Below are 17,088 nucleotides of genomic sequence, written 5' to 3'. Positions count from 1 at the left end.
CGGCTCCCGGCGCCCAGCTCCCGGCGCCCGTGACCGATGGCTGGAGGCCAAGGTTAAGGCCAAGGCCAAAGCCGAGGCCGAGGCTCAAGATGATCTCCGGTCGCCGTGGGAGCGACGCCGGTCGAAGGCCGCTGCCGAGCTCCACCTTGAGGGACACGGGGCTCTCCACGGCGGTCCCGACGCGGCCCGTTGCCCCTTGACGCAGAACCGGTTGCCTTCCGGGCCGGCCTGTACGACGTACGGCCGTTCCGCAAGCGGTGGGCTCTGCGCATAGTGCCGCCAGTCGACACGCTGGGCACCCAGAGCCACCAGGCGGTCGACTTCCTCGTCGAGATCGAAGGGATGCGGGGACCCACCTCCGCAGGGCTCTCGCTCACGTCCCTCGCGATGGAGACACCGGGCTCCCCGGCGAGAGGTTCCAGGACGATCCAGTCGTCACCTTCCCTATCGGCAGCCCGGGGCTTCCCCGCGGCCATGGCCGCACTCCGGACACTGCCACATCGGCGGCGAGGCGGTGCGTCAGCCTCCCCGCGTCATACGGCTTCCACGAAACCGCGGCTCGTGGCTTCTTGTGCGGCTTGCCGAATGGCTCTGATGGTGAATTCGGAACGTCTTCGCCGCAACCAGGCGAGGGCGGATGTGGAGGGGGCGAGATCGACGACGTCGATGTATCTGATGCCGGGTCGTGGAAAGTACTCGCGGGCGGCTGCCGGCAGGAAGCACATCGCTTCCCCGGCGGCCACCGTGTGCAGCAGTGATTCCATGTCGGTGACGACCGGCCCGTAGTGAACGCGGCTGCCGTTGGGGCGGGGAACGACCGCCCAGAAGTCCCACCACAGCCGCGGAACCTGCTCGGGCATGTCGACCACCGGAACGCCGTCGAGCTGAGCCAGCGTGAGCCGCGGCAGGGCCGCCAGGGGATGCCCGGCGGAGAGGCAGGCCACTCGCGGCTCGGTGGCCAGGTGGTGCAGTTCGATGTCGTCCGTCACCGGAGGGCGGAGGAAGAACACGTCGGCCTCCTGCTGTGCCAGCGCGGCCATGTGGTCGCCGAATCCGAGGTTGACCAGTTGTACGGTCGTCCCGGGGTGACGGTCTCGCAGCAGGCCGAGTACGGCACGGGTGTGCGCCATGGACGCCTCGGCTCCCATGGTTCCCACGACGAGCCGTCCTGATGTCTGTCGCAGCTGTGCGTCGGCGACGCGCCGCAGCCGGTCGACAGCCGCGACCGCCGCCCGGGCTTCGCGGAGCAACGCCTGCCCTGCCTCGGTGAGAGTGATCGTCCGGCTGGTGCGCTCCACCACGCGCACCCCCAATCGTTTCTCCAGCTCTCTGATCTGCTGACTCAGCGCCGGCTGCGTGATGAAAAGGCGCGCGGCAGCACGCCCGAAATGGAGTTCCTCACTCAGCGTGAGATAGAGCCGAAGCTGATGAATGCTCGGTTCCTTCGATATGGATGCCCCCACGGAGAAGCCCCCTCTCACTCTCCAACTGGCTGCCATAACAGGCGCCTTATCGATCACCAGGCATCATGCGCTCCGGATTCGATGACATTCCTGTGTCGACCGTGTGATAGTCGACGGGCGGCCAGGTGATCAGTCTGATGGCGGTGGGGACCGTGGGCCAGGCCCGCCCCATGGAAGCCATAATGATCGGCGTGAGCTCCGGAGCAGTGAAGGGTCGGGCTCACGTCCAGAACATCGGCTGGTTGGCACCGCAATCCGATGCCATCATCACCCTGGGTACCACACGTGAGACCCGCAACCTGGAAGCCATCCGCATCTGGCTCTGATCCTCGCTCAGCTCCGGCAGAGTGACGGCCCGTCGAACCGGACATCACGCGACTGCGCCGGAGTCTCGCCCCCGGAGAAGCCTCCCTTTTCGCTCTCCAACCTGCTGCCATAGCAAACGGGTTATCGATCGGCAGGCGTCATGTATTCCTGATTCGATGACAGCCCTGTTCTGGTCATGTGATAGTCGACGACGTCACCTGATCAGTCTGACGGCACCTCGGTTCGGAAGTTCGGAGCAGGGGGTGCCGGTCTGTCTGATGTTCCCTTTCGGCAAGGAGAAGCACATGCGTATGCGTAAGGTCGTATTCGGCTTGTTCGTGGCGCTGGCGGTCGTGCTCGCGGTGGCACCGCTCACCAGCGCTGACAAGACCGAGACCCAGACCGTCGCCAACGGCAGGCCGGGCCCTCTGTAAAGGAGATATCGCCAGCGGAACGGCTGGGTCAGGTTTCCCTTTTCGTGAACAGGCGTTTCTTCCTGGTGCTGTGGCCGACTCCGAAGGCGACGCTACTGCCCGTCCGTTCTCTCCGTCCGGCTCGCCAGGCGTTCGTGGCGCTGCCTCGCCGCCTGGGGGGTCCGGAGGCCGAGGCCGAAGGCGATCTCCGGCCAGGTCATGCCGCGGCCCCGGGCCATGTCGAGGAGGCCGAGCTCCAGTTCGTCCATCTCGCCGCGGGCGAGGGGGATCAGGGTCAGGGCGGCGGTGATGTCGGCGCGGTCGACCTCGGCTTCGCCGTCGTCGAGGAGTGCGGCGCCGCTGAGCAGGAACGAGACCAGCCTGATCGCCTCGTGCGGGCCGAGGACATGGGGGTGGACCTGGCGGCGGCGCTGCCCGTCCGTGGCAGCGTGCCGCTCGGCGATGCGGAACAGGGACGTGTAGACGCGCTGGGCCCGGGCCTCGTCCGCGCTCGGGGGTGAGAAGGGATCGTTGGGCTGCGAAGGTGTGGACGGCATGTGTCCAGCATCAAATGCAAACAACTTGTTGTCAACGGTTTATTTACGCCCCGCTTCTTCCGCTCGCCCTTCCCCTTCCGCATCACCGGCTTTGGCAGCTGGCACGGCTCGGCGCCGCAACCCCCTGCTCGCCGCCCTCGCCGCGCCCTGTGAGCAGCGGGGCTACGAGCGCTTCGAATGGTGGGTGCTCGCCTGGAACGAGCCGCGATCGACTTCTGCAAGTCGCTCGGGGTGGAACTCCTGTGCGAGTGGACGGTGTGCCGGCTCACCGGTGAGCCCCTCACGTCCCTCGCCGCCCAGGCCCCGCCCGTCGTACGCGGCGCTCCCGCCACGGAGAGCGCCGGCCGGCGTGCCTTGCTCGACGTCGCCGGGAACAGTGCACGAGTGGAGTAATCATCAGCTCGTGGCCATGCCGCACGGATTAGCATGGAACGGTCATCCCCAAGGGATGCCTCCGTGCCGGAACCCCGGCTCGATTACGGCGAGCCGGGGTTTCCGCTGGTGCGGTGAGGCCTTTATGCCTCCGCTGTCGGACTCAGTGGTGACCGTGGATCACGCGGAAGCTGCCCACGACCGCCACGCCCTGCAACGGCTGCTGTCCGGCTACCGAGTGGCTGGAGCTGCGCGGGCCGACCGTGGCGACGGGAGCGCCGTTGTCGCAGGTGACCCCGTTGAAGAACTCGACGGTCCGGTCGCTTTCGTTCCGGATGTTGAAGCTGGTGGTGTTGATCGGCGGGACGATCAGGCTGTTCACATTGACCACGGCGATGCAGGAGCCGGGGTCGGCGGAGTAGGACCGCTCGTTGATGTAGATCCGTCCCTCTTCCCGGTTGTCACCCCGTCCCTCGCCGTGGCTCTCACCCCGGCCCTCGCCGCGGCTCTCACCCCGGCTCTCGCCCCTCTTGCCGCCCCAGCTCTCCTTGCCCCCGGAGTCGGACGAGGCGTTCGAGCCGGCCTCGGTGCCGGTGCCGTTGCCGCCGCGCGGGGCGACGGGGGCCGCGTCCTGGACGAGCGAGGTGGTCTTCGGGGCGGACTCCAGAGCGGAGCTGGCGTACGTGACACCTGTGGCGGCCGCGACTGCCACGCCGACGGAGGCGGCGATCACCGTGACTTTACGAGTGCGCAATGCACTTCCCCTTCTCTTCGTTCTCGTCGACAGGACCTGCCGACGAGAACGAACGTAATGAGGGCCATTTCCGCTGTCATGTCGAGAGAGCCAGACCCGGTGTGAAAATAGGGCTGGACGGCCGTATGAATCGTCGCCCCGGAGGGTGATGGTCGGCGCACCTGACGCCACATCAAAATATGGCAATGAGCTGGTGTTTTGATCCGAGCGGGACGTCATTCCGAAAGGCGCTGACGCATCGTCACTCTCATGGGGGTGCCGGTGGGGCCCCCATCTCTGAGCATCCGTCAGTCCTGCGTCGAGAGATGCGTCGCGGGACATGGCTGACGGACTCTCAGAAAGCTTCGGTGCGCGAGGAAATGGCCTTGCGTCCCCTCGCGTGAATTCACCGGAATCGGATCGCCGCATCGGCGTGTCGCGCACTCACCAAGGCATTTCTGTGTCTAAGGTGACCGCCTCTCTGTCGAGGTCGCGGCGTAGGCGACGCACGCCCCCCGCGCGCTCGCCTGAAGGGGTGGAAGCGGGCATATCGCCGGGTGCGCTGGGCAGGTCGCCGTGTCAGCTGTGGCTGGCCCCAGCCGTCCGACACCGTTCCCGGGAATCCGCCCATGCGCCAACTCGCCGTCCTGTCCGCGACCTTCGCCGTCCTCTTCCCCGCCGCCTCCCCGGCGGTCCCGGCCACCGCGCCGGCCGCCCCCGCCGCCGTTCCGCCGGGGCACGTGTACTTCTGGCCCGAGCGCGGTCAGATGGGTCCGGGCGGTGCCTGGGACTACGCGCCGCCCGGCTACCGCGAGGCCGACGCCCGCGTGAAGCGCCACGCGTACTCCTTCGACTCCCACGCCTCCATCAGCGTCTTCGCCATCCACTACAGGTCCGGCGGCGGCTGCCTCTACCGCGAGATCCGCCCCGACGACTACGACGACGACTGGAGCGAGTGGGCGACGAAGTTCGACGGTGTCAGCGACACGCGGATGGGCTGCGAGGCGGGCTGACCGATGGCAACCGCCGAGCGGACGGAGCCCGCGACGAACCCTCGCCGCCGTACGTTCTCCACCGCGCTCCTCGTCTGCGGGCTGCTCCTCGCCGCCGGCGCCACCGCGTGTTCGGCGCCCCCGGCCCCGCCCCGGCTCTCCCCGGACGACGTCATCAAGGCCGCCACACAGCGGCTCACCGACGCCTGCCTGACCGGCCAGGGGCTCACTCCGCCGCGCCCGGGACAGGGCGCGCCCCCGGACGCCGAGCGGGCAAGGGTCGCCGAGGCGCTGTTCGGGGCGGGGCGTACGGAGCTGTCGTTGCGGCTGCCCACCGGATACGTCGTCCGCGCCCACACCGACGGCTGCCTGGCCGCGGCCCAGCGCAGGCTCTACGGCGACCAGAGCCGCTGGTTCCGTGCCTCGACGATCGTCAACAACCTCAGGCCCGAGGCCGACCACACCGACCGCACCCTCGCCGAGGTCCGCGCCGCACACCGTACGGAACTCGCCGAGTGGGCGCGGCTGCGCGCCCGCGCCCTCACCGAAGCCACCCCTCTGATCCGAGCGGCCATGGCAATCCCCCACCCCTGAAGGGAAAAACAGCACAGTGAAGCGCTTCACCGCCCTGTTCTCCGCAGTCCTCCTCTCCGCCGGAGTGGTCCTCGCGTCGTCGGGCTCCGCCCAGGCCGCCGCTTGCGGCAGCGGCAACTTCTGCGTCTGGACGGACGCCAACTTCTCCGGAATGAAGATCGAGTGGCCGGGCGACGACCACTGGTGGGAGAGCAACATCGCCGACGCGGACTCCTCCTGGGCCAACCACGGCATCTCCGGCGCCGGCATCAAGGACCACGTCAAGGTGTACTCCAGCGGCAACCTCGGCGGCCACATGACCATCTGCCTCACCCCCGGCCAGGAGGTCGGCTACAACGGCGCCGCCAACGACGACGGCGACTCCCACACCTGGGCCGCGAGCTGCTGACCCCGTCACCCCGTCAGCCTGAGGGCGCCCGGCACGCACCGGGCGCCCCGCCCCGCCCGGTCTCGCCCACGCCCACGTCCCTACCCCGGCAGCGTCAGCCCCCAGGCGCCCTCCCGTACCGTCCACGTCCGTGTCCGCACCGGCCCCGCCACCAGGGAGTCGGCCCGGTAGCGGAAGTCCGGGCCCGACACGGTCACCCGGTGGCCGACCGCGTGCAGCGGGGACGCCTCGGCGCCCACCGACACCGGCCGGATCTCGACGTCGGCGCCGCCGTCCGTGCCCGGCGTGATCGACACGGTCTCCACAGGCTGGTCGAGGTCGACGAGCAGGACACCGTCCACCTCCACCCGCAGCCGTGAGGGCCCTCCACCGCTCCCGGCGGCGACCCGTATGCGGGCCGGCCGCAGCGGACGGGACAGCCGGGCGGGCCGCGCCTGCCGCGTCGACAACGTACGGGCGAGGGACTGGGGCCAGGCGCGCAGCCAGTGGGGGGAGCCGGGCGGGGAACCGTCGTCCGCCGGCCCCTCTTCCACCGGCCCTCCTTCCGTCCCCGGGCCCCTGTCCGCTCCCGTGCCCGCAGCCGCGCCGGTGCCCGTCCACGGGCCCGCTCCTCCGCCCGGGCGCCCGGGCCGCCCCGGACGCCCCTTGCCCGTCCCCAGCCCCGTCCCCGCTCCGGCACCCGGGCCGGTGTCCCCGGCCGAGGTGCCCTCCCTGCCCTCCGTCCTGTCCGTCCGGTGCGGAGCGGACGTGCCCGGCAGGACCGGGATGCGCAGCGTGCCCAGCACCACCCCGTCGCTGTCGTCGACGAGCAGATCAAGCCGCCGTTCGACGCCGTCGAGGGCGGCGCGCGCCGCCGCGACCGCGCCGGTGGGCACGCCGAGGGAGTGGGCCAGACCCAGGGCGGAGCCGACGGGGACCAGGGAGAGGGCACACGCCCCCAGCTCCCGCCGGCGGTGCAGCAGTGCCACCGCCCGCAGCAGCGCGCGGTCGTCGCCGACCACCACCGGCCGTCGCGCACCACGTCGGACGAGTGCCCGCGCGAATTCCTCGGGCCCTTCGGGAAGACACACTTTCGTGCTCGCCGCACCCGCGCTGAGCACGTCTTTCGCGATCCGTACGGCCTCGCCGTCCGTGCGACGGGCGAGGGGGTCGATGACCACGAGGAGCTGGTCGGGAGTCGCCACCTCGGTCCTGCCTCGCTTCCTCGGGTAGCATCTTTGTGCAAGAGCCCCTTGCGCTATTGCGCCAGGGGCTTCGTCTATTCCGGGGCATCCGGGTCCTACAGGTGCGACCAACGGCGGTCGCGGTGCACGCGATGGATATGAGCCACCGCGTACGCCCCCGACCTTGGACATGCCCCGCCCGGAAGGGGTGTACGCGCGTGCCCGCACTTGTGCTGCTCGGTGCTCAGTGGGGTGACGAAGGCAAGGGAAAGGCGACGGACCTGCTAGGTGGGTCCGTCGACTATGTGGTGCGCTACCAGGGCGGCAACAACGCCGGCCACACGGTAGTCGTGGGTGACCAGAAGTACGCCCTCCACCTCCTCCCTTCCGGGATCCTCACTCCGGAGTGCACTCCGGTCATCGGTAACGGTGTCGTCGTCGACCCGTCGGTCCTGCTCTCCGAGCTGAGCGGTCTGAACGAGCGCGGCGTCGACACGTCCAAGCTCCTGCTCAGCGGCAACGCCCACATCATCACGCCGTACAACGTGACCCTCGACAAGGTCACCGAGCGCTTCCTCGGCAAGCGCAAGATCGGCACGACGGGGCGGGGCATCGGCCCGACCTACGCGGACAAGATCAACCGCGTTGGCATCCGCGTCCAGGACCTCTACGACGAGTCGATCCTCACGCAGAAGGTCGAGGCGGCCCTCGACGTCAAGAACCAGGTCCTCACCAAGCTCTTCAACCGCCGGGCCATCTCCACCGACCAGGTCGTCGAGGAACTGCTCGTCTACGCGGACAAGCTCGCCCCGTACGTCACCGACACGGTCCTGGTCCTCAACCAGGCCCTGGAGGAGAACAAGGTCGTCCTCTTCGAGGGCGGGCAGGGCACGCTCCTCGACATCGACCACGGGACGTACCCGTTCGTCACCTCGTCCAACCCCACCGCGGGCGGCGCCTGCACGGGCACGGGCGTCGGGCCGACGAAGATCAGCCGGGTCATCGGCATCCTCAAGGCGTACACGACCCGGGTCGGTGCGGGCCCGTTCCCGACCGAGCTGTTCGACGAGGACGGCGAGGCGCTGCGCCGCATCGGCGGCGAGCGGGGCGTGACCACGGGCCGCGACCGCCGCTGCGGCTGGTTCGACGCGGTGATCGCCCGCTACGCGACCCGTGTGAACGGCCTGACGGATTTCTTCCTCACCAAGCTCGACGTCCTCACCGGCTGGGAGCAGATCCCGGTCTGCGTCGCGTACGAGATCGACGGCAAGCGTGTCGAGGAACTTCCCTACTCGCAGTCCGACTTCCACCACGCGAAGCCGATCTACGAGAACCTGCCTGGCTGGTCCGAGGACATCTCCTCGGCCAAGTCCTTCTCCGACCTGCCGAAGAACGCCCAGGCGTACGTGAAGGCGCTGGAGGAGATGTCCGGCGCGCCGATCTCCGCGATCGGTGTCGGTCCGGGCCGCGACGAGACGATCGAGATCAACTCGTTCATCTAGCGGTTCGCGTGGGGCGGCGACCCACGGGCGACGCACCTCGGGCCGGGCACGCGCACGTGTGCCCGGCCCGACGTGCGTCGGCCCGACCCTGCGCGGCGTCGGGCCGATCCGGCCGGGCCGAGTGTACGTACCGGGCATATCCTGATATGGGGCGCGATCCGCGCTCGTCACACGGCCGGAGGGAAGGTGAGTGCGATGCGCATACTCTTCAAGGCACGCTTCGACACCGAGAAGTCGAACGAGGCCATCCGGAACGGCACGCTGGGGAAGCTGATGCAGGCTTCCATGGAGCAGGTCAAGCCGGAGGCGGCCTACTTCACGACCGACCAGGGGCAGCGCACCTGTTACATGGTCTTCGACATGCAGGACAGCTCCCAGATGCCGGCGATCGCCGAGCCGTTCTTCCTCGAGATGGGCGCCGAGGTCACCTATACCCCGGTCATGAACCCCGAGGACCTGCAGAAGGGGCTCTCGGCACTGGGACGCTGATCCTCAGCTGAACACGATCATCGATCCCTGCGCCAGACTCCGGGTCGCCGCCGCGTGCAGCCCCAGCCAGACGTGCCGTTCGCGGGCGAACGGGCTGGGATCGTAGGGCGCCGGAACGGCCGGCTCCTCCAACTCCGTGGGCGCGAGCGGCGCCTCGGGGCGGGCCGGCGGGTTCGCCGGGTCGATGCCGATGGCCGCGGCCACGAACTCCAGTTCCCGCAGCAGACCCTGGGACGAGCCCAGGGGACCGCCCCCGGCGAGGAGTTCGTCGCTGGACAGGGGCTGCGGGAAGTCGACCGGGACGTAGGCGCCGGCGTGGTCGTAGTGCCAGACCAGATGGGACTGCTGGGCCGTGGTCTCGAACATCTCCAGCAACTGCTCGTAGTCACCGCCCAGCGCGTCCACCGGGGTCACCTCCAGCCCGCAGACCTGGAGCAGATAGGCCCGGCGCAGGAAGTGCAGCGCGTCGTAGTCGAAACCCGCGACCGGGGCGACCTCCCCGGTCAGCCCGGGCATGTACTGGTACACCGGGACCGGCGGCAGCCCGGACTCTCCCAGCAGCTTGTTGTAGAGCGCGAGTTCCTCGGCGAAGGGATTGTCGGGCGTGTGGCACAGCACGTCGACGAGCGGGACCAACCAGAGGTCACAGGCCAAAAGAGAACTCCTCGGTCATCCGGCACGCACACGGACGGTGAAGACGTGTTCGCGTACGGCGCACAGTGGTCAGGGAAGCGTAGTCGCTGAACGTGGCTTCGGTCCCCTGCGTGAAGGTCCCATACCCACACTCCGGCCACCCACTTACCCGGTCGCCCGACGAGCTTGTCGGCGGCCTCGCGCAACCGCTCGTCGTACGGCTGCGGACGCGGGACCCACGCGGGCGCCTTGGCCTTGTGTCCACAGCCGTACGGTCCGGTGGACGGAACGGGCCCGCAGGACGGCGAGTTCACCGAGGACCCGGGCGTAGTCGCCCGGCCGTATCTTCGAACCGGGCTGGTGGGACCAGCGGACGGGGACCTCGGCGACGGGCCAGCCGCTGCGGCGGAAGTACCGCAGGATCTCCACGTCGATGCCGAACCCGTCGAGCCGGGAGGCGGCGAACGCCTCGCGGGCGCGGTCGCCGTCGAACAGTTTGAAACCGCACTGGGTGTCGCGGATGCCGGGCACCGCCACCCCGCGTATGAGCAGGTTGCCGGCCCGCCCGAGCGCCTCGCGCAGCCGGTGCTGATGGCGCTCGACGGTCGCGCCGGGTGCCTCGCGCGAGCCGATCGCTGCCGTGCACCCGTCGGAGAGCGCCTTGTCGAGCCGCTCCAGCTCGTCTATGGGCGCGGCGAGGTCGGCGTCCGTGAGCAGAACCCGGCGGCCGTGCGAGGCGAGGACGCCGAGCCGCAGGGCGTGCCCCTTGCCCCGGTTGCGGAGCCCGCCGGAGACGAGCCGGACCCGGACGTCGCGGGCGGTGACGGCGGCCACGACCGCGGCCGTGCCGTCCGTCGACCCGTCGTCGACGACGATGACCTCCCAGGCGGCCCCGGCCTCGGTGGCCGTGAGGTGGGCGACGATCGCGTCGAGGGTGGGGGTGAGGCGCTCCTTCTCGTTGTAGGCGGGGACGACGACGGAGAGATCGACACCCGTCTGTTCGCAGCCCGCCTTCAGAAGCTTGCGTGGCTGCCCGTCGCCCGCCGTCCGGGCGGTGCGTGCCTGCTCGTCGCCCGCTGTCTGTGCCGTCTGTGCCTGTTCGTCGCCCGCCGTCCGGGCGGTGCGCGCCTGTTCATCGCCTGCCGTCCGGGCCGTGGTCATCGGTCCGCCACCCGCATCGGGGACCGTGCTCATCCGTCCGCCAGGCGTTCCACCAGCGTCAGGGACCGCTCGTCGTACCCGGCGATGATCTCCTGCGCGGACTGCGCGTCGCGGCGGGTGAGGGCGTCGACGAGGTCGGGGTGGTCGGCCCACAGCCGGCCCTTGAGATCGTCCGTCCAGTCGCTTCCCTGGCGCAGGTGCTGGACCGCGCACACCCAGGCCTGGACGCGAAGCCGGTGCAGGAAGTCGGTGAGGTACGGGTTGCCGAACAGGGCGCTCAGCTCGCGCCAGAACCGCAGGTCGTAGCCGATCAGGATGTCCAGATCCCCGGCGGTCGCGGCCCGCCGCGCCTCCTCGCCGCGCCGCCGGACCCCGGCGAGCGCGGCGGCCGTACGGGGATCGACCTCGCGGTTGCCGAGCCGCCGGAACATGCCCTCGGTGACCAGGATGCGGGCCTCGACCATGTTCCGGTAGTCGGTCACGGAGTACGCGTGGACTTCGAAGCCCCGGTGCTGCACGGCGTCCAGCAGCCCCTGCGCGGACAGGTCCACCAGCGCCTCGCGCACGGGCGTCGCCGACACCCCGTACTGCTCGGCGATCTCCTTGACCGTGAACTCCTGCCCCGGCTTCAGCCGTCCGGCCAGCACCTCGTCACGGAGCGCGTCCGCGAGCTGTTGCCGCAGGGTGCTACGGGTCACGGCGCCATTGCCGCCGGTGCCGGTGCCGGGCATCGTGGTCTGGATCCCCCATCCGCGTACGCGTACGCAAGCTGTGTGTGCTCTCCGAGTTCTCTTACGAGCACGTCACCTTACGCGTTCGGCTTCGGGGGAGGAGTTTTCGCCCTTCCGCTCAGACTCCGCCCGGCACCGGGGAGGACGGCGGCCTCACCCGGTGTGCTCGTCCGCCACGGACAGGGCCGCGTCGAGGGCGGCGAGCCCCTCCTTGAACTCGGTCTCCGTGATGTTGCACGGGGGGACGACATGGGTGCGGTTCATGTTGATGAACGGCCACAACCCGTGGGCCTTGGCCGCGGCGCCGAGGGCGAGCATGGGGGCGTTCGCCTCGCCGGTGGCGTTGTAGGGGACGAGGGGTTCGCGGGTCTCCTTGTTCCGCACCAGCTCCAGCGCCCAGAACATGCCGGCGCCGCGCACCTCGCCCACCGAGGGGTGGCGCTCGGCGAGTTCGCGCAGGGCGGGCTCGACGACCGAGGCGCCGAGACGGGCCGCGTGGGTGACCACGCCTTCCTCCTCCATGACGGTGATCGTCGCGACGGCGGCGGCGCAGGCCAGTGGGTGTCCCGAGTACGTGAGACCGCCGGGGTAGGGGCGCCGGGCGAACGTCTCGGCGATCGCGGGGGAGATGGCGACGCCGCCGAGGGGGACGTAACCCGAGTTCACGCCCTTGGCGAAGGTCATCAGATCGGGGACGACGCCGAAGAGGTCGGCGGCGAACCAGGTGCCCGTCCGCCCGAAGCCCGCCATGACCTCGTCCAGGACGAACACGATCCCGTACTTGTCGCAGAGCTCGCGGACCCCGGCCAGATAGCCGGGCGGCGGGACCATGATCCCGGCCGTACCCGGGATCGTCTCCAGGATGATCGCGGCGATGGTCGACGGCCCCTCGAAGGTGATCGTCGTCTCCAGGTGCTCAAGGGCTCGCGCGCACTCGACCTCCTCACTCTCCGCGTGGAAACGGGACCGGTAGAGGAACGGCGCCCAGAAGTGCACGACCCCCGCCGTGCCGGTGTCGGAGGCCCAGCGGCGCGGGTCGCCCGTGAGGTTCACGGCCTGCTGGGTGCCGCCGTGGTACGAGCGGTACGCGGCCAGCACCTTGGGGCGGCCGGTGTGCAGCCGGGCCATGCGGACGGCGTGCTCGACGGCGTCGGCGCCGCCGTTGGTGAAGAAGATCTTGTCCAGGTCGCCGGGGGTGCGCTCGGCGATCAGCCGGGCCGCCTCCGAGCGGGCCTCGACGGCGAACGCTGGGGCGAAGGTCGTCATCGTCGCGGCCTGCTCCTGGATCGCCGCGACGACCTTCGGGTGCTGGTAGCCGATGTTCGTGTAGACGAGGCCGCTGGTGAAGTCGAGGTAGCGCCTGCCGTCGTAGTCCCAGAAGTACGAGCCCTCCGCGCCGGCGACGGCGAGCGGGTCGATGAGCTCCTGCGCGGACCAGGAGTGGAAGACGTGCGCACGGTCCGCGGCCTTCACCGCGGCGCCGGCCTGGGGGTTCGGCTGAGGGGTCATGGGGGCGAGGGTAGAGGGCGGGGAGGGGGAGGGGACATCGGCGACGTGTATGGGGCGGGCTCCCACCGCACGACACAGTGTCGCCCTTCGCGTCGACGTTCCTGTGCGGGTGGGCGGTGCTTCGCGCGCAGCTCCTCGAGCCCCTGGAAGCCGGGGCCGCGCCGCGCCGGGATGGCTTTCCAGGCCCGTAGGGCCTGGCTTTTCAAGCCCCGCAGGGCCGGGCCTTTTCAGAGGCGCAGGGTTCAGAGGCGCAGGGTCTGGTTCTTCACAGGCGCGGGGCCTGGCTTTTCAGGGGCGCGGGGAACTGCGCGAGAAGCCCCACCGGCCCGCGAACGGCACCCTGTCCATTCCACCTCCCCTTCATTGACAACATGCTGTCGACATGGCAGCATGTTGTCATCAAGGGGTCGAGGACTTCAGGAGGAGCCGTGACCGAGCACAAGCCTGTTCATCTGGCCGTGTACGACACCTACGCCGACTGGGAGACCGGCCACACCACCGCCTGGCTCGCCCGGGCCGGCCGGCGGATCCAGACGGTCGGGGTCGGCCTCGATCCCGTGCGGACGCTCGCGGGCGTGCGCATCCAGCCCGACCGCGTCCTCGGTGAACTGCGGCCCGAGGACAGCTCGTTGCTGATCCTCACCGGCGCGGACCTGTGGGACACCGGCGACGATCTGGCGCCGTTCGCCCGGAAGGCGAGGGAGTTCCTGGAGGCCGGCGTGCCGGTCGCGGCGATCTGCGGGGCGACCGCCGGGCTCGCGAGGGAGGGTCTGCTGGACGACCGGGACCACACCAGCGCGGCGCCCTTCTACCTGGCGGCCACCGGATACCAGGGCGGCGGCCGGTACGTGGAGGCGGACGCCGTCACCGACGGGACGCTCGTCACCGCCGGACCCACCGAACCCGTCGCCCTCGCCCGCGAGGTCTTCCGCCTCCTCGGTGTCTACGAGGGCGAGGTCCTCGACGCCTGGTACCGCCTCTTCCACGACTCGGACGCGGAGGCGTACGCCGTCCTGGAGGCGGCGGGACGGTGAGCCGCGACCAGCAGGACCTGCTCAGCCGCACGGCCGTCGGGATCTTCCGGCTGAACGGCCAGTTCCTCTCCGTGGCCGACGAGTTGACGCGCCCGGCCGGGCTGACGGCCGCCTGGTGGCAGGTGCTGGGCGCGGTGCTGCCCGAGCCGCTGCCGGTCGCCGGGGTCGCCAGGGCCATGGGTGTCACCCGGCAGGGCGTCCAGCGGATCGCCGACCTCCTCGTCGGGCGGGGCCTCGCCGAGTACGTGCCGAACCCGGCCCACCGCCGCGCCAAGCTCCTCGCCCCCACCCCGGCCGGCCGTGCCGCCATCGACCTGGTCGAACCCGGCCACGCGGCCCTGGCCGCACGCCTCGCGCGGGAGCTGGGGGAGGAGGAGTTCGCGGAGACCGTACGGGTGCTCGAACGGCTGTCGGGCGCCCTCGACCGTCTCGCCACGTCACCGGGGGCCGACGCGGCCCCGGCCGCTGTTATGGAACCGTAGACACCGCTCCATCCGCCTCCCCGTGCGGCCACACTACGATCGGTCCGTTGCGCACGTACACGACGTACCCGTACGTACGCGTACACATCTGCAGGGGGAGACGGGGGACGGTGGCCATGGAGAAGCTCGGGCCTGGGGATCCGCAGCGCATCGGGGCGTACCGGCTGCTGGCGCGGCTCGGGTCGGGCGGCATGGGCAACGTGTACCTGGCCCGGTCCGAGCGCGGCCGTACCGTCGCCGTGAAGCTGGTCCGCCAGGAGCTGGCGGAACAGGAGGAGTTCCGCGCCCGGTTCCGGCAGGAGGTGCGGGCGGCACGGCAGGTGGGCGGGTACTGGACCGCGCCGGTCCTGGACGCGGACACCGAGGCGGGCGTCCCGTGGGTCGCCACCGGGTACGTCGCCGGCCCGTCCCTGCAGTCCGTGGTCGGACGGGACCACGGGGCGCTGCCCGAGCGGTCCGTACGGATCCTCGCGGCGGGCCTCGCGCACGCGCTGGAGGACATCCACGCGGCGGGCCTCATCCACCGCGACCTCAAGCCGTCCAACGTGCTGGTGACCATCGACGGGCCGCGCGTCATCGACTTCGGCATCGCGCGGGCGCTGGAGACCGTCACGGACGGCGGGCTCACGCGCACCGGCGCGCTCGTCGGTTCACCCGGCTTCATGGCCCCCGAGCAGGTGCGCGGCGACCGCATCACCCCCGCCTGCGACGTCTTCTGCCTCGGTTCCGTCCTCTCCTACGCCGCCACCGGCACCCTCCCCTTCGGTGCCGCCAACTCCGGCGTCCACGCCCTGATGTTCCGCATCGCCGAGGAGGAACCGGATCTGGCGGGGCTGCCGGAGGGGCTGTACGACATCGTCCGCGAGTGCCTGCGCAAGGACCCCGCCGCCCGCCCGACCCTGGCCCAGATCCTCCAGCGCACCGGCGCCGAGGACACGGTCTTCGCGGGCCGGTCGCGGGATCCCTGGCTGCCGAGCGCCCTGGTGGCCCAACTCGGGCGCCACGCGGTCCAGTTGCTGGACGCGGAGGATCCGGAGGAGTCGGCGGGCGGTACGGGAGAGGCGCCGGGAGGTGCCGACGGTGCCGCTCGTGCCGACGGCGTCGTGGGGGCCCCGGCGGCCTCGGGTGGCCCGGGCGCGTCAGGCGGCTCGGCGGACGGTGGCGGTCCTGCGGACGGCGGCGGTCCGGGTGCGTCCGATCCCGCCGGGCAGCAGGCCGGGGCCGCCCCCTCGGTCCCGGCGGCCCCCTCGGTCCCGGCGGCCCCCTCGGTCCCGGCCGCTCCCGCGGTCCCGCCGTCGGCTCCGCCCGTGTACCCGCTGGGCGCGCCCGACGCCCCCTACGGCGGGTCCGGCGCCGCCGCGTCCCCCGGCGCCGGTGAGGCGGCGACCCCGCACGGTCATCCGGCCTCCGCGCCCGGGGCGGTACCGCCCTCGCCGGAGGCGCCGGGTGTGACGCCCCTGGACCGGATGCCGACGCGGACCGTGGGGACGGGGGCCGGCTCCCAGCCGCCGCCGCCCGGCGCCCCGCCGGGACCCGCGCCCGCCGGGTACGGCTTCCCGCAGCACCACACCCAGCAGCCCGCCGGCGGATACGGGCAGCAGCCCGTCGCCCCCGGTTACGGCTACCCGCAGAGCGCGCCGTACGGGGCGTACGGGCAGGGTGCGTACGGCGGTGGGCAGGGGGCCGGTGCCGCTCCCGGCGGAGGGCTCGGCCCGACCCCGCCCTACGGGCCGAACCCCGTCTACGGGCCCGGCCCCGGAGCCGCTCCGGGCGGGCAGCCCGAGCCGCCGCGCGGCAGCCGGCGTTCCTCCGTGCTCCTCGTCGCCGTCGCGCTGGTCGTCGCGCTCGGTGCGGGCGGCTCGGTGTACGCGTTGATGAACAAGGACGACAGCGGGGGCAAGGACGACGACGCGAAGGGCGGGGCGACGACGAACGCGCCGGAGACGCCGGGACCGACGTCGCCCGAGCCGACCGATCCGGGGACCTCCCCGGAGGAGACCACCGAGTCGCCCGACGCCGGCTCGGTCCCGGAGGGCTTCCTCGGCACCTGGAGCGCCACGCTGCCCGGCTCCGGCAGCCGCCAACTGGTTCTGCGGCAGGGCGAGGTGGGCGACACGGTGCTCTCCCTGACCGCGGACGGCCCGCTCGAAGGGGGCGGCACGTACCACTGCGTGTTCGAGGCGGCGCTGACGGACGAACCGGCCGACGACGGGCCGCTCAGCATCGGCCCCTCCACGGTCACGACCGGCGAACCGGCCACGTCCTGCTCCCCGGGCGCCGCCACCACGGTCACCCTCCTGCCGGACGGGCGACTCCGCCGCGTCGACACGGCGGGCAAGTCGGTGACCTACACGAAGTCGGACTGAGCGGCTGCCTCCGGCTCGCTGCGGGTGGGGTGCGCTGTCGGGTGCGGGTGCGGGTGCGGGTGCGGGTGTGTGGTGCTTCTCGCGCAGTTCCCCGCGCACCTGAAAGCCCAGGCCCCTGCGGGCCTGGAGACCAGCCCTACGCGGCCTGGAAGGCGACCGGCGGCCTGAAAAGCACGGGGCGCAGCCCCGTGCTTTTCAGG

19 protein-coding genes and 1 pseudogene are annotated in these 17,088 nt (G+C 71.2%); 11 read left to right on the top strand and 9 right to left on the bottom strand.

What is annotated here, in order from left to right; translation table 11 throughout:
- Window positions 1–84: 84 nt before the first annotated feature.
- On the bottom strand, window positions 85–432 hold the full coding sequence (locus ACFU5F_RS10450; RefSeq protein ID WP_383885041.1) for a VOC family protein: 348 nt from the start codon (window positions 430–432) through the stop codon (window positions 85–87).
- Between the two features lie 101 nt (window positions 433–533).
- The gene (locus ACFU5F_RS10445) at window positions 534–1,520 is read right to left on the bottom strand and encodes a LysR family transcriptional regulator (protein WP_383884795.1); all 987 of its coding nucleotides are present in this window, start codon (window positions 1,518–1,520) and stop codon (window positions 534–536) included.
- A 68-nt stretch (window positions 1,521–1,588) separates the two neighbouring features.
- On the opposite strand from ACFU5F_RS10445, the gene ACFU5F_RS10440 reads away from it, so the two are divergent.
- Window positions 1,589–1,789 (top strand): hypothetical protein, encoded by a 201-nt coding sequence (locus tag ACFU5F_RS10440; protein WP_383884793.1) that lies wholly within the window; start codon window positions 1,589–1,591, stop codon window positions 1,787–1,789.
- A 285-nt stretch (window positions 1,790–2,074) separates the two neighbouring features.
- Window positions 2,075–2,203, top strand: a complete 129-nt coding sequence (locus ACFU5F_RS10435) for a hypothetical protein (RefSeq protein WP_383884791.1) — start codon at window positions 2,075–2,077, stop codon at window positions 2,201–2,203.
- Window positions 2,204–2,295: 92 nt separating this feature from the next.
- Here ACFU5F_RS10435 and ACFU5F_RS10430 read toward each other — a convergent pair whose 3' ends face one another.
- Window positions 2,296–2,739, bottom strand: a complete 444-nt coding sequence (locus tag ACFU5F_RS10430; RefSeq protein WP_383884789.1) for a DNA-binding protein — start codon at window positions 2,737–2,739, stop codon at window positions 2,296–2,298.
- Between the two features lie 177 nt (window positions 2,740–2,916).
- Here ACFU5F_RS10430 and ACFU5F_RS10425 point away from each other — a divergent pair, with 177 nt between their 5' ends.
- A complete protein-coding gene (locus tag ACFU5F_RS10425) occupies window positions 2,917–3,132 on the top strand; it encodes a hypothetical protein (RefSeq protein WP_383884786.1) in 216 nt (71 codons plus the stop codon).
- Window positions 3,133–3,274: 142 nt separating this feature from the next.
- Here ACFU5F_RS10425 and ACFU5F_RS10420 read toward each other — a convergent pair whose 3' ends face one another.
- Window positions 3,275–3,865 (bottom strand): hypothetical protein, encoded by a 591-nt coding sequence (locus tag ACFU5F_RS10420; protein ID WP_383884784.1) that lies wholly within the window; start codon window positions 3,863–3,865, stop codon window positions 3,275–3,277.
- Window positions 3,866–4,473: 608 nt separating this feature from the next.
- Here ACFU5F_RS10420 and ACFU5F_RS10415 point away from each other — a divergent pair.
- The 3 genes from ACFU5F_RS10415 to ACFU5F_RS10405 are packed head-to-tail and all read left to right on the top strand — an operon-like array spanning window position 4,474 to window position 5,818.
- Window positions 4,474–4,857 (top strand): hypothetical protein, encoded by a 384-nt coding sequence (locus ACFU5F_RS10415; RefSeq protein WP_383884781.1) that lies wholly within the window; start codon window positions 4,474–4,476, stop codon window positions 4,855–4,857.
- A gap of 3 nt (window positions 4,858–4,860) precedes the next feature.
- The gene (locus ACFU5F_RS10410) at window positions 4,861–5,430 is read left to right on the top strand and encodes a hypothetical protein (protein WP_383884778.1); all 570 of its coding nucleotides are present in this window, start codon (window positions 4,861–4,863) and stop codon (window positions 5,428–5,430) included.
- 16 nt (window positions 5,431–5,446) lie between these two features.
- Window positions 5,447–5,818, top strand: a complete 372-nt coding sequence (locus ACFU5F_RS10405; RefSeq protein ID WP_013001880.1) for a peptidase inhibitor family I36 protein — start codon at window positions 5,447–5,449, stop codon at window positions 5,816–5,818.
- 80 nt (window positions 5,819–5,898) lie between these two features.
- Here ACFU5F_RS10405 and ACFU5F_RS10400 read toward each other — a convergent pair whose 3' ends face one another.
- Window positions 5,899–7,002 carry a diacylglycerol kinase gene (locus ACFU5F_RS10400; RefSeq protein ID WP_383884775.1) on the bottom strand — a complete coding sequence of 368 codons (1,104 nt, stop codon included), beginning with the start codon at window positions 7,000–7,002 and terminating at the stop codon, window positions 5,899–5,901.
- 197 nt (window positions 7,003–7,199) lie between these two features.
- Between ACFU5F_RS10400 and ACFU5F_RS10395 the strand changes: the two genes are divergently transcribed.
- Together ACFU5F_RS10395 and ACFU5F_RS10390 are read left to right on the top strand one after the other, a co-directional pair.
- Window positions 7,200–8,483 carry an adenylosuccinate synthase gene (locus ACFU5F_RS10395; protein ID WP_383884772.1) on the top strand — a complete coding sequence of 428 codons (1,284 nt, stop codon included), beginning with the start codon at window positions 7,200–7,202 and terminating at the stop codon, window positions 8,481–8,483.
- 195 nt (window positions 8,484–8,678) lie between these two features.
- On the top strand, window positions 8,679–8,972 hold the full coding sequence (locus ACFU5F_RS10390; RefSeq protein WP_383884770.1) for a DUF3303 family protein: 294 nt from the start codon (window positions 8,679–8,681) through the stop codon (window positions 8,970–8,972).
- Window positions 8,973–8,975: 3 nt separating this feature from the next.
- On the opposite strand, the gene ACFU5F_RS10385 is transcribed toward ACFU5F_RS10390, so the two are convergent.
- From ACFU5F_RS10385 to ACFU5F_RS10370, 4 genes and pseudogenes are all read right to left on the bottom strand, one after another.
- The gene (locus ACFU5F_RS10385) at window positions 8,976–9,626 is read right to left on the bottom strand and encodes a hypothetical protein (protein WP_383884767.1); all 651 of its coding nucleotides are present in this window, start codon (window positions 9,624–9,626) and stop codon (window positions 8,976–8,978) included.
- Window positions 9,627–9,887: 261 nt separating this feature from the next.
- Window positions 9,888–10,622, bottom strand: a pseudogene (locus ACFU5F_RS10380) (dolichyl-phosphate beta-glucosyltransferase); the annotation flags it as partial.
- Between the two features lie 173 nt (window positions 10,623–10,795).
- Complete coding sequence (locus ACFU5F_RS10375) at window positions 10,796–11,497, bottom strand: GntR family transcriptional regulator (protein ID WP_383884765.1); 702 nt, start codon at window positions 11,495–11,497, stop codon at window positions 10,796–10,798.
- Window positions 11,498–11,650: 153 nt separating this feature from the next.
- Entirely contained in the window at window positions 11,651–13,006 is a 1,356-nt protein-coding gene (locus tag ACFU5F_RS10370) for an aspartate aminotransferase family protein (RefSeq protein WP_383884762.1), read from the bottom strand.
- Window positions 13,007–13,434: 428 nt separating this feature from the next.
- Between ACFU5F_RS10370 and ACFU5F_RS10365 the strand changes: the two genes are divergently transcribed.
- From ACFU5F_RS10365 to ACFU5F_RS10355, 3 genes are all read left to right on the top strand, one after another.
- On the top strand, window positions 13,435–14,040 hold the full coding sequence (locus ACFU5F_RS10365; protein WP_383884760.1) for a DJ-1/PfpI family protein: 606 nt from the start codon (window positions 13,435–13,437) through the stop codon (window positions 14,038–14,040).
- Window positions 14,037–14,522, top strand: a complete 486-nt coding sequence (locus ACFU5F_RS10360; RefSeq protein ID WP_383884758.1) for a MarR family winged helix-turn-helix transcriptional regulator — start codon at window positions 14,037–14,039, stop codon at window positions 14,520–14,522. The genes ACFU5F_RS10365 and ACFU5F_RS10360 overlap by 4 nt, the downstream gene beginning before the upstream one ends.
- A 116-nt stretch (window positions 14,523–14,638) precedes the next feature.
- Entirely contained in the window at window positions 14,639–16,888 is a 2,250-nt protein-coding gene (locus tag ACFU5F_RS10355; protein ID WP_383884754.1) for a serine/threonine-protein kinase, read from the top strand.
- The last annotated feature ends 200 nt before the right edge of the window (window positions 16,889–17,088 follow it).

Source organism: Streptomyces sp. NPDC057438 (genome assembly GCF_042802995.1).
GTDB lineage: Bacteria > Actinomycetota > Actinomycetes > Streptomycetales > Streptomycetaceae > Streptomyces.
The sequence above is the reverse complement of the archived record's forward strand: the minus strand, read 5'-3'. Positions and strand labels throughout refer to the sequence as shown.